Origin of the sequence: Ensifer sp. Root31 (assembly GCF_001424825.1) — a bacterium.
GTDB classification, from domain to species: domain Bacteria; phylum Pseudomonadota; class Alphaproteobacteria; order Rhizobiales; family Rhizobiaceae; genus Ensifer; species Ensifer canadensis.
Genome location: NZ_LMCO01000021.1, coordinates 21,382 through 37,386 on the forward strand (window position 1 = coordinate 21,382; position 16,005 = coordinate 37,386).

General features: G+C 61.6%; 12 protein-coding genes. 11 read left to right on the top strand and 1 reads right to left on the bottom strand.

All coding sequences use genetic code 11. The features are described from left to right. Window positions 1-88 precede the first annotated feature (88 nt). The 11 genes from ASD00_RS19160 to ASD00_RS19210 all read left to right on the top strand — a co-directional run bounded on the left by ASD00_RS19160 (window position 89) and on the right by ASD00_RS19210 (window position 15,015). Complete coding sequence (locus ASD00_RS19160) at window positions 89-1,870, top strand: type I secretion system permease/ATPase (RefSeq protein WP_057208327.1); 1,782 nt, start codon at window positions 89-91, stop codon at window positions 1,868-1,870. After that, window positions 1,867-3,267: an HlyD family type I secretion periplasmic adaptor subunit gene (locus ASD00_RS19165; protein WP_057208329.1), complete on the top strand. Its 1,401-nt coding sequence runs from the start codon at window positions 1,867-1,869 to the stop codon at window positions 3,265-3,267. The genes ASD00_RS19160 and ASD00_RS19165 overlap by 4 nt, the downstream gene beginning before the upstream one ends. Before the next feature lie 265 nt (window positions 3,268-3,532). Further along, window positions 3,533-4,192 carry a calcium-binding protein gene (locus ASD00_RS19170; protein ID WP_025431416.1) on the top strand — a complete coding sequence of 220 codons (660 nt, stop codon included), beginning with the start codon at window positions 3,533-3,535 and terminating at the stop codon, window positions 4,190-4,192. Window positions 4,193-4,484: 292 nt separating this feature from the next. Continuing rightward, window positions 4,485-6,509: a glycosyltransferase gene (locus tag ASD00_RS19175; protein WP_244496090.1), complete on the top strand. Its 2,025-nt coding sequence runs from the start codon at window positions 4,485-4,487 to the stop codon at window positions 6,507-6,509. After that, window positions 6,506-7,345: a class I SAM-dependent methyltransferase gene (locus tag ASD00_RS19180; protein WP_057208421.1), complete on the top strand. Its 840-nt coding sequence runs from the start codon at window positions 6,506-6,508 to the stop codon at window positions 7,343-7,345. The genes ASD00_RS19175 and ASD00_RS19180 overlap by 4 nt, the downstream gene beginning before the upstream one ends. Next, the gene (locus ASD00_RS19185) at window positions 7,342-8,595 is read left to right on the top strand and encodes a glycosyltransferase family 4 protein (RefSeq protein WP_057208331.1); all 1,254 of its coding nucleotides are present in this window, start codon (window positions 7,342-7,344) and stop codon (window positions 8,593-8,595) included. Before ASD00_RS19180 ends, ASD00_RS19185 begins: the two co-directional genes overlap by 4 nt. A gap of 9 nt (window positions 8,596-8,604) precedes the next feature. After that, on the top strand, window positions 8,605-9,336 hold the full coding sequence (locus tag ASD00_RS19190; protein ID WP_057208333.1) for a hypothetical protein: 732 nt from the start codon (window positions 8,605-8,607) through the stop codon (window positions 9,334-9,336). A 14-nt stretch (window positions 9,337-9,350) separates the two neighbouring features. After that, window positions 9,351-11,579 (top strand): hypothetical protein, encoded by a 2,229-nt coding sequence (locus ASD00_RS19195; RefSeq protein WP_063963304.1) that lies wholly within the window; start codon window positions 9,351-9,353, stop codon window positions 11,577-11,579. Then, the gene (locus ASD00_RS19200; protein WP_025431422.1) at window positions 11,576-12,910 is read left to right on the top strand and encodes a glycosyltransferase family 4 protein; all 1,335 of its coding nucleotides are present in this window, start codon (window positions 11,576-11,578) and stop codon (window positions 12,908-12,910) included. The genes ASD00_RS19195 and ASD00_RS19200 overlap by 4 nt, the downstream gene beginning before the upstream one ends. A gap of 12 nt (window positions 12,911-12,922) precedes the next feature. Continuing rightward, the gene (locus ASD00_RS19205; RefSeq protein ID WP_057208337.1) at window positions 12,923-14,110 is read left to right on the top strand and encodes a polysaccharide pyruvyl transferase family protein; all 1,188 of its coding nucleotides are present in this window, start codon (window positions 12,923-12,925) and stop codon (window positions 14,108-14,110) included. Between the two features lie 17 nt (window positions 14,111-14,127). Then, the gene (locus ASD00_RS19210) at window positions 14,128-15,015 is read left to right on the top strand and encodes a UTP--glucose-1-phosphate uridylyltransferase (protein WP_057208339.1); all 888 of its coding nucleotides are present in this window, start codon (window positions 14,128-14,130) and stop codon (window positions 15,013-15,015) included. Window positions 15,016-15,320: 305 nt separating this feature from the next. Here the strand turns inward: ASD00_RS19210 and ASD00_RS19215 are convergent, their stop codons facing one another. Continuing rightward, the gene (locus ASD00_RS19215; protein WP_057208341.1) at window positions 15,321-16,001 is read right to left on the bottom strand and encodes a hypothetical protein; all 681 of its coding nucleotides are present in this window, start codon (window positions 15,999-16,001) and stop codon (window positions 15,321-15,323) included. Window positions 16,002-16,005 lie beyond the last annotated feature (4 nt).

Sequence of the window (16,005 nt, forward strand, 5' to 3'; positions counted from 1 at the left end):
ACATAGCGAAGCAATACTACGCTTCACCATATTTTAAAGCCAGACGTCCTCCACGGATGGCTTTAACGTCAACCTCAGGCTACCGCCCATGCGTGATACTGTTCGGAACGAGACGATAAGCAACGCTCAAATTTTAGGGGTTCTGCGCCAGGATGAGATTATCAATCCAAGATTGCTAATATTGCAAGCCAAGCGTGTGTTTCTTTCCGTATCACTTTACGCCGCATTGCTCAGTGTCTGCATAAGCCTGCTTCAACTCACGATACCGCTGTTCATGTTGCAGATTCATGACAGGGTTCTCAACAGCCAGAGCTTTGATACGCTTACCATGCTGACGCTGCTCGCGATCAGCGCATTGGTCGTCTATGGGGTCCTAGATCTTATCCGAGCCCTAGCTTTCCAGGCGATGGGCAGCGCCATCGTGCGAAGACTGAATGCTCCGGTTCTGGCATCGGCGGTGCAGGCATCGGTGAACCAGGGGCTTACTCGCGCCGCCCAATCCCTCCGCGACCTGTCGGAACTTCGCAGCTTCCTCACTTCATCGGCGGTGGTCGCGCCGCTCGACGCCGCTTGGTCCCCGATTTTTCTAGGGGCGCTGTTCCTGCTGCATCCGCTTTTCGGCCTGATCGGCGTCGTGTCCGTGGTGTTGCTCGTGTGCTGCGGACTGGTCAACGATTTGATGACGCGCCAGCTCACCAAGGAGGCCAACCAGGCGAATGTCGAAGCGGTCTCAAAGATCGCCGGCTCCCTTAGGCACGCCGAAGCGATCGAGGCGATGGGTATGTTGCCGGCGCTCGCAAAGCGCTGGCGCGGCCTGCAAATCCACGCTTTGGGCGCTCTTGAGGCCGGAGGGACCAGGAGCAGGGCGATGGCGTCGCTGACGCGCAGCCTGCGCTATTCGATCCAGGTGATCACGCTCGCCGCCGGCGCCCTGCTGGTTCTCGACCAGGCCATCACCCCCGGCCCGATGATGGCTTCGAGCATCCTTGTCGGCCGTCTGCTCATCCCCTTCGACACGATCATTGAAAACTGGCGCCAATGGGTGCTTGCCATTGCCGGCTGGCGCCGGCTCGAGGCGGCGATCGGCGAAGATCTGGCAATCCGCCAGACGACACCAACGCCCCATTCGGTCGGCGACGTGGGCGACATGATTGTGGATAAACTCGTTTACGCCGTCCCCGGCGTCGAGGTTCCGATCATCAAGGGCATTTCTTTCTCGCTTTCCCCCGGCGAAGTGTTGGGCGTGGTCGGCCCGTCGGCCGCCGGGAAATCGACGCTGGCCCGGCTGCTGGTCGGCATCTTGAAGCCGACCTCGGGCGGGGTCTTTCTCGATGGCCACAATACTTACCTTTGGGAGCGCGGGTCCTTCGGGGAATCGGTCGGATACCTCCCGCAATCGGTATCGCTGCTGGAGGGCACGATCCGCGAAAACATCGCCAGAATGGAAGATGGGGACCCCTACAAGGTCATCGAGGCCGCGCGGCTTGCAGAAGTGCACGAGATGATCGGCCGCCTGCCGCTCGGCTATGACACGCCCGTCGGCGATGGTCACCTGACGCTTTCCGGTGGACAAAGGCAGCGCATCGCGCTGGCGCGCTGCCTCTACAATCGCCCGCGCCTAGTCGTTCTCGATGAACCAAATGCCAACCTCGATTCGCTGGGCGAGCGCGCGCTGGTGCGTGCGATCCAGCGCATGCGCGACCAGGGTGCCATCGTCATCATGATCGCCCACCGGCCATCGATCATGCAGGTCGCCGACAAGCTTCTTGTCCTCGAAAATGGTCGCATCAGCCAGTTTGGGCCGCGAACGGATATCCTGACGACCGTGCCTGGGCCCGGCGAAACTCGGCGCGAGGTTGCTTCCGCATGACCGACAAACACATGCTTCCGCTTCGTCCGCAGCCTTCAGAGCCCGTTGTCAGACCGCTGGCAAAAATCGCCCCTCAGGCGGCACCGACCCTGGCCGATATCGATGAGGCGCATTCCGAACGCGCGCTTCGCCGCCTGATGGTCGCGGGGCTTGCGACCATCATCGTATCCTTCGGCGGCTTCTTCACATGGGCGGTGTCGACGGAACTCAGCAGCGCGACCGTTGCCAACGGCAGCGTGATCGTCGATTCCAAGCGCAAGACGATCAGCCATTTCGAAGGAGGCGTCATGGGGCGCCTTCTGGTTCAGGAGGGCGAACAGGTGGCCGTGGGTCAGCCGCTCATCCTCTTGGAAGACACGCGGGCACGCTCCAACTTGAATGCCCTCACCAGCCGTCGCATCGGCCTCATTGCCAGGCTCGCCAGGCTCAAGGCGGAACAGGACGGCGCCGCCGCAATCGCCTTCCCTAAAAATTTCGGCGAAGCCGGCGAGATCGCCGTCGACGAAGCGATCAAGGCGGAGAATGTCTTCTTCGACAAGCGACACGAGGCCAAGGCCGGGCGCGTCGACGTTCAGACGAAAACGATCGAGGAATACGGCGAACAGACAAAATCGCTGCTCATTCAGCTTGAAGCGACCGACCGGCAGATCGCCCTCATCACCGAACAGCGCACCGCAATCGCCACGCTGGTCGAGAAGGGCTTCGTGCAGCGCGCGAAGCTCATAGAGGTCGATACGCGCCTGAGTGAGCTCGCCAGAGCGCGCGGCGAACTGGCCGGCGACAAGGCGCAGGCAGAAAAGGCAAGGGCTGGCGCCCAACTCGCGCTGATCGGCATCGAAAGCGAGTTTCAATCGACCATCGCGGGTGAGATCACCACGGCGCGCATCGACCTGACGGATGTCGAAGAACAGATCGTTGCGGCAAAGGATGTCTTGCGGCGCATGGAAATCCGCTCGCCCCAGGCAGGCGTGGTCAGCAACATCTGGCTGCGTACCCCCGGAAGCGCTGTCACGCCCGGCCAGCCCCTGATGGAAATCGTACCCGAAGACGAGCCGTTGGTCGTCGAGATGCGCGTCAACCCTCGTGACATCGACAGCATATCGGTGGGCTCTCCGACGCAGATCCGTCTGACCGCCTACAATCAGCGCTCGCGCATGCCCTTCAATGGCGCGGTGATCTACATTGCCGCGGACCAGACGGTCGATGAGAAGTCGGGTGCCTCCTATTTCACCGCTCGCGCCAAGATCGATGCGGCGTCTCTTGCCGCCGATCCCGATGTTCGCCTGTATCCGGGGGCGCCTGCCGAGGTGCTGATCGTGCACAAGGCACGCCGCGCCATCGACTACCTGGTGTCTCCGCTGACAGAAAGCTTCAATCGCGCCTTCAGGGAAGATTGATCCAGCGCCGGCAAGCGGGATACGTAGTAAATTACTACAAATATTGAACTAGTTTGCCGCTAAACTACCCAATGAATCGCGAAAAACTATGCATAGTTTAATTTCTGTATTGATTTCCCACGAACATTGGCAATAATGTCGCGAAGATTTCATGATTTAATCTGGAATCTATGTTGAAATATATTCGAGGCCGATGCACACTCCCGGCGCATCAACATCGACCTGGTCGGTGGACGTGCGATTTATCCACCAAGAGGAGAGGCAGATGGCCACACTAGAAGGCGGCGCATACGACGACGCGCTGTTCGGCTCTCGCTTCAACGATTTCATCCATGCTCGAGCGGGTGATGATTTCGTGAGCGGCGGCAACGGACATGACATCATTTTCGGTGACGAAGGTGACGACCAGCTTTTCGGCGGCAACGGCAACGATACGTTGTTTGGCGGCGAAGGCGACGACGTTCTCTATGGCGAGAACGGCAACGATACGCTGACCGGTGGATGGGGTGACGATCTCCTTTCCGGCGGCAAAGGCGACGACATTTTGCTCGGCGGTCAGGGTAACGACTTCCTGTCCGGCGGCAAAGGCAGCGACATGCTCTTCGGCGGTGGCGGCAATGACGTCATCGACGGCGGCGCTGGCGACGACCTCCTGGTTGGCGGTGCCGGCAGTGACGTCTTCGTATTCGACGGCGGCGGCGGCAACGACGTCATCCTCGACTTCACGCCCGGCGAAGATCTGCTGCAGATCTCGAAGGGCATCAATGGTCTCGATATCACCTCGCCTGACGACCTCGCTTCGCGGGTCACCCAGGTCGGCGGCAATGTCATCATCGACCTCGGCCACGGCGATTCACTGACCCTGGTCAACGTCGACGTCGACGACATTCACGCAAATCCCGAGAACTATTTCACGGTTCACTAAGCGTGGACTAGGCGTGCCCTGCATTCCTCCCGCAGGGCGCGCACTCCAAGAGGGATTGAATTTGCCGTTCAGCGATATCAAGCAGCCGAATACCGATCATCGGGACGCAAAGGCATTTCGTTTAGGGTCGGACCTGGCTGTTCTCATCTGGGACCTGCCGCCGGGGCTGCCAATTCCAACGCGGCCGGTGCTGACGATGTCAGAGCCGCCGGTGCCGCTCGTGAGCGTAACTCTTGCGCTCGTTGACGGACATCAGCGAACGCTGTGGGCGATGCGGACAGCGAGAGCGCCGATGTCAGCCGTCATTGCCGTCGAAGGCAGCGACAGCGTAGTGCCGATCAACATCGAACCGGCAAGCGGTCTGCCTCCCCTCGACATGGAGCAGCTGTTCCTGGAACTCGCGCCGGAAGCGCGTATCAGATTTCTCAACGTCCTGCTGACGACGTGGCGAAGCGCATTCAAGGTCGCTAGCGACCCATATTTCTCACTTATCGTCGAAGACGCCCTCAACGCATTGGCGCCAACGCCTCGACCGGCGCGCATCACCTGCGAGCTGGGCCGCGGACGGTTCTTGATCGAAACGACCATCAATCCGGAGTTCGACGACAAGCTCGGGATCTATGTCGTGGGCGCGGCAAGCGTCAGCCAATTAAGGCCGAAGGCGGTCATCCGTCGCGGCACACGCTCGGCCTGGCAGGCCTGCCACTTCATTGCCGAGATGCCAAGCCTCAGCCCACCCTTCCAGATTGTGCTGCTCAGCAAGAACGGCATCGCCATAAGACAGCTTTCCGAGCGCGAAGCGCAATGTCCAAGCCTTACGCGCTGGTGGGCAGACAATCGCGACGCGCTCGAACTGCGCGAATTGCTCGTTCAGCATCTCGCCGCCTGGCCGAACGGTGGACCGGCGACCGCAATCGACCTGCAGGTCCGGGCGCCCTTGAAAGAACGTCACGTTCCGAGAGCGGCACAGCAGCCATCCGGACAGGTCGACCTGGCGCTCGCCCTTTCCGACAGCCTGCTGGTCGGCGGATGGTATCATGATCCGTCATCCATGCTCGCCGGCATCGACTATTTGCAGGCGGATGGCAAAGCGGTGCCGCTGGACGGCAATATCTACGAATTCCCCGGATGGGCGCAGACACAGGCCGACAAATCGAAGACGGACGTGACCGGCTTCGTTGCCCGGCTACCCCTTGATCAACCGCTCGGCCCACTGCTTCAGCCGCGTTTTCAGATGCGGCTTGCCTCCGGGGCCGTGAAATCCCTCATCCCGCCGCCGCAACCCTTCGAACCCGTGCTGCAGCGAAACCAGATCCTGCGCGCGGTGCCGCCGCAACATGCCATCGACGATGCATTCCGCACGATACTTGCGCCGGCGCTTAGAGAAGTGGAGCAACGCCTGGGCAAGACGGTCGAGGTCAAGCGGACGAGAGACTACGGCCTGCCGCAGCATGCACCGCTCGTTTCCATCGTCATCCCGCTCTACAAGGTTCTCGATTTTCTCCGCTTCCAGTTGTCGGGCATGGCGACGGACCCCTGGCTCATGGAAAACGCGGAACTGGTCTTCGTTCTGGATTCCCCGGAAATTCAGGACGAGACCGAGCATCTGCTCGGCGGGCTGCACCTGTTGCACGGTTTGCCCATGCGGCTGGTGGTCATGAACCGGAACGGCGGCTACGCGCGGGCGTGCAATACCGGCGCGCGTATGGCGCGCGGCTCCGTTCTGGTCATGCTCAATTCCGATGTCGTGCCCTGCGAACCCGGCTGGGTGCAGACACTGATAGATCCGATCATGAGCGGGGCGTACGGCGCGGTCGGCCCCAGGCTGATCTTCGAAGACAAATCGCTGCAGCACGCAGGCCTCTATTTCGGCCGCGACCAGCGTGGGATCTGGCTGAACCACCACTTCTACAAGGGCATGCCCAGCGACTACATGCCGGCGCAGCAGGCGCGAACGGTTCCCGGTGTCACGGGCGCCTGCCTCGTCACCACGAGGGATCTCTACGAGAGCGTCGGCGGCTTCACCGAGGACTATATCATCGGTGATTATGAAGACAGCGACCTTTGCCTGAAGATCCGCCGGGCCGGCTTCGAGATCGGCTATGAGCCGTCGGCCTGCCTGTATCACTTCGAGCGCCAGTCGATCCGGCGCAGCCAGGACTACATGCGCGGGGTCGCCAGCCAATACAACTCCTGGCTCCACACACAGCGCTGGGACGATGACATCGCCGCGCTGATGGCGCGCGACTATCGATCGCCGAGCAGCCTCAAGACCGCGTCTCCCGATGACCACGCAATTGAATGGACGAATGCATGATCGATGCCCTGCCCCGCGATGAAATCGGTGCACCACCGCCACTGGACGACGCACATCTTCGCTGGCTGACCGACAGCGTGTCGCGCAACCGGTTCCTTCCGCAGCCGGACGCGAACAGCATTTTTGTCGGCGACGGTGATTTCCGTGCGATCGGCGCGGAGTTTCTCGGACATTTCATCCGCATGGGCGGCTTGCGGGCCAATCATCGTGTCCTCGATATCGGCTGCGGCATCGGTCGCATGGCCGTGCCGCTCACCCAATATCTCGATGGCGACCGAGGCCGTTATGATGGCCTCGATCCCGTGGAGGGCGGCATCCGCTGGTGCCGGTCGACGGTGACGCCGACCTATCCGAACTTCACCTTCCAACGCCTCGACATCGCCCATGATCTCTACAACCCGACGGGGACGATCAAGGGCCGCGAACTGAAACTGCCATTTGCAGACGCGCAGTTCGATTTCATCATCATGACGTCGGTCGTCACGCACCTGCCGGCCGACGAGGTCATGGCCTATCTGGCGGAGATCGTCCGGGTCCTGGCACATGGCGGCCGTCTGTTCATGACCGCCTTCATCGTCGACGAGATCGCCAGGCGAAATGCCACGGGGCGGCGCGATCCGCGCCTTGCCTTCGAGCGCGCCGGCCAGGGGCCCTGCTGGTTCGTACCGGGTCAGCCGCCGTTGGCCGCCGTCGGCTTCGACGATGGTTTTCTCGACGGCGCGTTCAATCGCACCGGTCTCTCGCTCGCGCTCAAGTCCTTTGGCCATTGGCGCGAACCGGGCGGCACACACTATCAGGATGTGCTCGTGGGTGAGCGTCACCGGAGCCGCCCATGAGCAAGCGCATTCTCGTGGTGGCGCACAATCATCCGGCCCTTCATCCCGGCGGCACGGAAGTCTTTGCGCACGATCTCTTCCGCGCCTACCAGCGCGCAGGACACGAGGCCCTGTTCCTGGGCGCGGTCAACCAGGTCCATCGCGAGGCCAGACCGGGCACGAGTTTCCAGGCCATTGGGCCGACAGGCGACGAAATCCTGCTTTGGGCGGGGCATTTCGATCGCTTTTTCATGAGCCAGATCGACCTTTACGGTTTCGTGCCGGATCTGGTGGAACTGCTGCGCGAATTCCGGCCCGATGTGGTGCATCTCCACCATATTCTGCTGATGGGCGCCGAGTTTCCACATATCGTGCGCAGAACGCTGCCGGCGTGCAAGATCGTCATGACCCTGCATGATTACTACCCGATCTGCCATCATGACGGCCTGATGGTGCGCACCGACAAGCGGGAGCTCTGCCATGGTTCAAGCCCGGACCGTTGTCACGCCTGCTTCAAGGACATCAAGCCCGACCGCTTCGCGCTCAGGGAACAACATCTCAAGGCGCTTCTGAGCACGGTTGATTGCTTCGCCGCGCCGAGCGAGTTCCTGAAACGACGCTATGTCGACTGGGGAATTGCCGAAGACCGCATCTCCGTCATTGCCAACGGCCTACCGCCCCAGGCGTTTGAGGCCGGCAAGGACAAACCCAAGAGCGGACGCCCCGTCTTCGGCTATTTCGGCAATCTGAACCCTTGGAAAGGGACAAAGGTGCTGCTGGAGGCGGCGCGCCAGCTGATCGCCGATGGCGTCGACTTCGAGCTGCGCGTCCATGGCGGCGCACCGTTTCAGACCCAGGAATTCGTCGCCGACATCGACCGCCTGTTTTCCGAAACCGCGCCCTTCGTCCAGCGGCGCGGCCCCTATCGGCGAGAAGATGTGGCAGCCCTCATCGGCGGCGTCGACTGCACCGTTGTCCCCTCCATCTGGTGGGAAAATGCGCCGCTGGTGATCCAGGAGGCGCAAGCGCAGGGACGCCCGGTGATCGCCAGCAATATCGGCGGAATGGTCGAACTGGTCAGGAACGGCGTCAATGGCCTGACCGTGGCACCCGACGATCCACGCCAGCTCGCAGCCGCCATGCGGCAGGTCATCGAAAAGCCGACGCTTCTGCGCCAGCTTTCCGGCCGAGCCGTTCGCCCTGATGACATCGACACCACAGCCGGTCGTTACCTTGCTCTTTTCCATCTCCAGCAGGTTCAGGCCGCATAAAGAGGACCCATGGCCCAAGTCGCAGAAAAACTCGACACGCCGCCGCCCGAGAATGAAGGCGCCAAACCCATCAACGGTCGCGTCGATGCCATCGATGGGGGACGCCTGTTCGGCTGGGCGCACGATCCCGCCGCCCCCGGCCAACGGCTCAAAGTGCGCGTCCTCCTCGATGGCGCACCGGTCGCCGAAGCGATCGCCGACCGCAATCGCCCGGACCTCAAGCGAAACGGGATCGGTGACGGCCAGCACGCATTCGAAATCGCCCTGCCTGAGGCGGTACAGAAGCGCAGCCGCGATCTCGTCGTCATGGCGTTTACGGGAGACGGAGCGGGGCAGCCCCTGCGCGTGCCACAACCAGACGAACAGGCAGCCGAAGCGCTGATCGCAGCACCATTGACCAGGGTGCTCGACAAACTGGACGTGCTGATGGCTGCGCAGCGTCAGCTGCAGATTTCCCAACGTTCGCTGCAGCGCGTACCTCATATCGGTGCAGATGCGGCGGAAACCGACGGAGCGGCAGACCCGAGCGCCGGCATCGACGGCCTTCGTGCCGAGATGAGCCGACGGCTCGACGATCTGGACGTGCATCTGCTGCGAATGGATGGCGTCGTGGCGGGCATGGAGAAGACACTCTCCACACTTCAAAAACGGGCGGGCGGCGAGACCAGGCCGCTCGTGTTGCTTCTCTTCGTCCTCATGGGATTTGCAGCCGGAGCGCTGCTGGCATTGCTGGCAAGATGATGATGCGGCAGACGATGGCGAACGATGAAAGACCCGCTGGCACCAACGGCACCCGCGCCGCGGGGGCACCCTTGCGCTTCGGCAAGGGTCGGGCCGTTTCCGCTCGGATCGATCAGGAAACCATGCTCGTCCTTGGCAGCGGACGAGCCAGGGGCCACGCTGTTTCCGTCAGGGCCGATGGCGCAAAGCCCGCGCGAGACGGCGCTTCTGTTGCAAGCTGGCCCTTGTCTGCATCGTCGCCGTCGGCGACGCACGGTTTTGCGGCGCTCCTGACGCAACCGAAGCCCGATGTGCCCATCTCGCTGATCGACGTTGACGATGGGCGCATCAGCGAGCGCTTCATCGTTGCCCCCAGACCGATTTCGATCGAAGATGCCGCAACCCTTATTGCGCAGACCGCAGCAGGAGAAACGGCCGTCGTCGTCAGTCGCCTCGCCGATCAGCTCATGGCGCAGCCGGGCAACCGCAACAGGGTTTTCGCCGGACTTTCGCTGATCAAGGCACTGCAGCCGTCCGACGGCTTCATCGAACTGGTCGGAGAGACCCATGACGGCGTCATCGTCATCATGGGCTGGAGCCGCGCATTCGTTCCCGGCCGTTGCCAAGCCTATCTGCTAGCCGGCGCAACGACCGTCGCCGATTGTTTCGTCGCCAGTTTTGCCCGGCCGGATATACCGGAGGGCGAACTGGGCTTCGTCGCCGTTCTGGAAACGGGCGGGAGGGTGCGCGCCGACGCGCTCAAAGGCATCGTCTACAATGCCGGCGGAGGCTGGCACCTGACACCGGCGCATTCGCGCGGGCAGATCAGCGCGGCCCTGGACACTCCGGACCACATCCGGTCCGTGCTGCTCGAAGCCCGGGCAACGCCAGAGGCCATGCTGCGCCTGCGTTCGGCGGCAAACGGGTTCACCGGCAAGGACACAATATCGAGCCTTCCATACCCGGTTCGCCTGGACGTCGACCGGGTGTTCGAAACCGATGAAGGCGACCTGCTGATTTCGGGCTGGCTGCTCGACCCGGAGCACCATGTTTCCTCCGTCAAACTGCGGCGGCCGGGCGCAGAGGCCAGGCTCGACGACATCTGGACGCGCCTCGATCGGGTCGACGTTTCGCAAAGCTTCGCCGATCAACCCGCATTCCGGGCATCGCTCGACAGCGACGATCAGGCCCACGGATTTGTCGCCCATGCGAGACTGCCTGGCGGCAATCTCGACGCTACACCCTATCTTGAACTGACCTTGAGAGAAGGTCGGCGCGCGTTTCTGCCCTTGACACCCAAGCGGATGCCGGCGCGACGGGCCGCAATCCAGCAATTGTCTTTGTTCGATGCCGCCAACTGGGCGCTGCCGGCGATCGTCGATCACCAGATCGTCCCGCTTCTCTCCAAGGCCGCCTGCGCCGCGCCGCGCATGGAAACGATCATCGACGTCGGGGTGTTCGACGAAAATGCCGGCGTTCCCATCATCGTCGGCTCCACCGTCGGAATGCCGGAAGTCGGCCCGCTCCTCGCATTGTTTGCGCTCGACCCGCAGACGCGCTGCGCTCCGCTCGTGATCGTTGTCAGCAAGCCGGCCTTCCAGAGGGATCTCGTCCGTCTTAGACAGCTGGCACGGTTTTATGGTCTCTCGGTCCGCCTGGTCTGCGCGGCCGCGGCACAAGATCGCTTCGATCTGCTGTCCGTCGGGGCGGAGGTGGTTTCATGCGACACGATCGTAACCATGGCGGGCTCACTCGTCCCTACCGGCAAAGGCTGGTACGACGCACTGACGGCAGTCGGAGAGGCCCACGTCGGAAGCGTGATTTCACCGATGCTTGCCTATGACGATCACTCGGTGAAATGGGCGGGAAGCTGGCTCTCCGAGGACGGCGATCAACTGCTGCTCGATCGCTATGCCGGTTATCCGCTGATGGCGATTGCGGCACTGCAATTGACACGGGTCGACGTGGCGTCGCTCGAATGCTGCATCATGCCGCGTGCGGTCCTGAACGACGCGATGCGCGATTGCGGCGTCTATCTCGGCTCAAAACAGAAGGCCTGCGAAATCGGCCTGCGGATCAACCAGGCAGGCACCGCTGCCTATTTGCTGCCGTCGATCCAATTGCTCGGCTGCGACGAGCCGATGTCGGGAGAGCAAAACGGCAAGCTTGCAGCTCTCGCCGAACGCATCGATGCGGAAATACTCAAGTCGCGGTGGCGAAGCGCTCACCAGAGCCAAAGATCGTTTGACAGGATTTCCGCATGAGGGAACAAAAGCTTCGCGTCCTGGTGATCTCGCATGCGCACCCCTCCTTTTCGCTTGGAGGGGCGGAGATTGCCTCGCACAACCTGCACCGCGGCCTGAACGCGATGGAAGGTGTCGAATCCGTGTACTTGGCGGCCGCCTCCCCGCCGCTGCAACGACACGCCTCATCGGCGCTGATGAGTGCGCGCCTGCCGCAGGAAGAGGTGTTGTTCCACACCGATGCCTATGATCATTTTCACCTGGCGAATGAGGACGTCGAGTCGATCGAGCGCGATCTCCTGCGCTTCGTGCGCGACGTGAAACCGGATGTCATTCATTTCCATCACGTTCTGGGGTTCGGTCTCGAGGCGCTCTATGCGGTGCGCTCCGCACTGCCAGACGCGGCAATCCTTCTCACCCTTCATGAATTCGTGCCGATCTGCCACAACCACGGCCAGATGGTAAAACGCCCGACGGGCCAGCTTTGCGAGCAGGCTTCGCCGACCGCCTGCAACAGCTGTTTTCCGGATATTCCGGCGTCAAGGTTCCTCCGGCGTGAGGCGCTCGTGCGCACCATGCTCCTCGATATGGTCGACGCGTTCGTTGCGCCAAGCGCCTTTCTCGCCAAGCGCTATGCGGAGTGGGGCATAGATCGCCAACGCATTCACGTCATCGAAAACGGGATCATGGGCGAGGAAGCGACACCCGCGCGCGAACTTGCGCGAAGCGACGCGCGTCGCAACCGCTTCGCCTTCTTCGGCCAGATGACGCCGTTCAAGGGCGTCGACGTGCTGATCGACGCCATCGGCCGCGTACCGGATGAGATCTGGGGCGACGACGCCTACCTGATGATCTTTGGCGCCAATCTCGAACGCCAACCGGTCGAATTCCAGGCGCGGATGAAGAAGCTGATCGAGCGAGCCGGTCGTCGGGTGCGCTTTTACGGCAGCTACCAAAATGCGGATCTGCCGAAGCTCATGCGCTCCGTCGATTGGGTGATCTTCCCATCGATCTGGTGGGAGAACTCACCCGTCGTCATCCAGGAAGCGCTGCTGCACCGCCGGCCGATCATCTGCTCCGACATTGGCGGCATGGCCGAGAAAGTTCGCGATGGCGCTGATGGCCTGCATTTTCGCGCCGGCAACGGCCAGCACCTCGCGGATCGGATCGTCGAGGTCCTGAACGACGACACGGTCTGGGACCGCTTGCGCAGCAGCATGCGCGGTCCCTTCAGCTCCAAGGATTGCGCACGGGAACACCTGGGCGTCTATCGCAGCCTGCTGCGCGAGAAAGACGGTGCCGCGCAACGCGAACATCGCGTCGAGATGCGCGTCTCGTCACAGTTCCAATGACGGATTAAGCTTTTGGCACGCATATTGGTCATGATCCCCGCCGGTGAAGTCTACGCACATGACAGCGTTCGCTGGTATCAACATCAAGACATCCAGTCTCACATCAACCACTACCACAATATGGGCGATGCCTTCGTCTTCGACTCGTCGCTGAAACTGCTGCGGTTCGAAGAACTCGGTGTGCTCGAAATATCGGAATTCAGGCCACGCGACATCGCCCGGCTTCGCGAGGAATACGACTACGTGTTCCTGCGCGGATCAAATTACATTCACGACGCCATGAACTGGGAGGCGGCAGCAACGGTCCTGAAGGCGCTCGGCCTGCCTGTGATCGGCTTCGGCATCGGCGCGCAGGCGCCGGTGGATGGAAAAATCAGGCTCTCCGACGATACGCGCGCCGTTCTGCGCCTGATGTCGGAATCGACGGCATCAATCGGTGTGCGGGGCGCCTATTCGGCCGAGGTTCTGTGGGATCTCGGCATCCGCAACGTCCGGATCATCGGATGCCCGACCGCCTTCCGCCTGAACGATCCGGAATTGCGCATCACGCTGCCGCCGCTCGAACAGGTCCGCACGGTCGGGGTCACCGTCAGGCGAGAAGTCTCCAATGCCTATGCCAAGGATATCGAACGCTATCTCGGCTTCCACCGCGAACTGGTGAAAACCATGGCTGGGCGCTTCGAGACCGTGCTGTTGACGCAGGGCGAGGTCGAGGAAAAGAAGCTTGTCCTGGGAGACGAGGCCCAGCGTGAAGAAGCACTCGCCGCTCTCAAGGCCGACCATTGGACATCGTCTTGGTATCTCGATGAGGCGATGCTGCGCCTCTACCAGCAAAGGCTGTTCTATTCCGATGTGGTTGCCGATTACGAACGGCTGATCCGCGCCCAGGACCTGGTGCTCGGCTACCGCCTGCACGGCAATCTCATGGCGCTGGCGAATGGGGTTCCGTCGATCTACTGCACCTACGACAGCCGAACGGCCGAGTTCTGCGACACATTCAAGATCCCCAGTTTCGACATCTTCGGGCAGCAGGCATTCTGCCTCGAGGACTATTGGGACCAGGCCCTCTTCGACAGGTACAACCGTGCCTGGTTCCACACCTACGGCGAAATGTACCGTTTCCTTACTGAAAATGGTGTCGAGCACAAGATGCACGACATCCTCAAATCCCCACCCGCAAAAATCTCCCGAGTTGCTTGAAGCGAAAAGGTGCTGACATGCAGAACAAAGTGCGCAAGGCGATCATCCCGGCCGCCGGATTCGGTACGCGAATGCTGCCGGCGACAAAAAGCGTTCCCAAGGAACTGCTGCCGATCGTTGATCGGCCGATCCTCGACTACATCGTCAGCGAGGCGTTTGCCGCGGGCATCGAACACGTCATCATCGTCACCGGCCGCATGAAGGGTGCTATCGAGGATTATTTCGATCACGCATTCGAGGTCGACGCAACGCTGCGGCGAGCCGGCAAGAACCCGCTTGCCGATCGGCTGGCGACGGCAACGCCTGATGTCGGCAGCATCTCATTCGTGCGTCAGCAGCAGGCGCGTGGCCTTGGCCACGCCGTCTGGACGGCGCGCCACATCGTCGGCGACGAACCTTTCGCCGTGCTGCTGCCGGATATGCTGATGGTCGATCACGAACCCTGCCTCCAATCGATGACGACCCTTCACCAGCGACATGGCGGCAATGTCGTGGCGGTCGAACGGTGCTTGCCGGAAGAGGCTCACAAATTCGGCATCGTTTCCCTGAAGCAGACCATTGGGGGCGCATTGGTCGATGGCCTCGTGGAAAAACCGGCCCCGGGCACGGCGCCGAGCAACTTGTTTATCTCAGGGCGCTACATTCTGCAGCCGGAGATCTTCAACATCCTCGAAAACCAGGAGCCGGGTGCAGGCGGCGAGATCCAGTTGACCGACGCGATGATTACCCTGATGAAAGACCAGGAAATTCGCGCTTTCGAATTCGGCGGCCGCACGTTCGACTGCGGAAATCCGACCGGCTTCGTCGCGGCCAACCTGCATATGGCAATGGCGCGCGCCGACATTGCAGCAGGGATCTCCGGCGAGATGCATGCACTTATGACGCCCCTGCGCGCAATCGCCTGATGGCACTACACCGCAAGGAGCGGCCGTGCCGCCAGGTTGCGCAATCTGTGTTCATGGCGGCGGGGTTTAAGGATAAAAACATGCAGCAGTTCAAAGGGCTACAGCGACCTTTGCGCGTCTAATAAGACGTGCGGCGCTGTAGAACATCAAAAGGCCCGCAAACATTTCGTTTGCGGGCCTTGTTTGATGTGGCTGTCAATCTCTTCCGGATTTTCATCGATCACGAGACCGGAGAATCGTTGGCGCACCGTTATCGACCGACCGCGATCAACTGTCTGGTCCCGCCGAATGGCGGTCCACAACCGTCAATTCACGGGTGCCGGAGGAAGCGTTTCGCGGATCTGATCGATCTTGCCGACGTCAGGCCCGACGCCAAGGACATCCTTGGCTTCGTCGAGCATATCATCGGTTACGACACCGTCTTTCGAGAAGCCGGCAAGCGCATCGCGCAGAGCCTCATCGCTGAGGGCTGGGTCGCTTGGGATGGCGTCCACGCCGTTCTCAGCCTCAAACTCTGCATAGGCGATGGCGTAGGCGGCAACCGCGGCCATACGGGGATCGTTCGAGTTGAGATAAGCGTGATAGTTGCGGTTCAGCGAGCGCAGTCCCGGCGTGCCGACGCCAGCTTCAATTGGCTCCACCTTGGTCAACTTGTCGGCCTTGGCAGCTTTTTTCGCGGTGTCCGGGCCTTTTTTGCCACGTGTGAACAATGATTTCCACGTCGGCGTGTCGCTGGCGCTGGCCTTGCCCGACCGGGTGTCCTTGCTTGCACGCGCGGTTCCCGATTTTCCATGGCTGGAACCTGAGCCCCCGCCATGGTTGCCGCCATTTCCATTTCCATTACCACCGCCGCCGCCGCCACCGGAATTGCCATGGCCTTCCTTGGCCAGGGCTGTGCCCGCCGCACCGACCATCCCGCCTACCGCGGGGGCTACGACCAGACTCAGCGCCAAGGCGCCACGAGCGATTGCTTTCGCGAAAACCATAAGA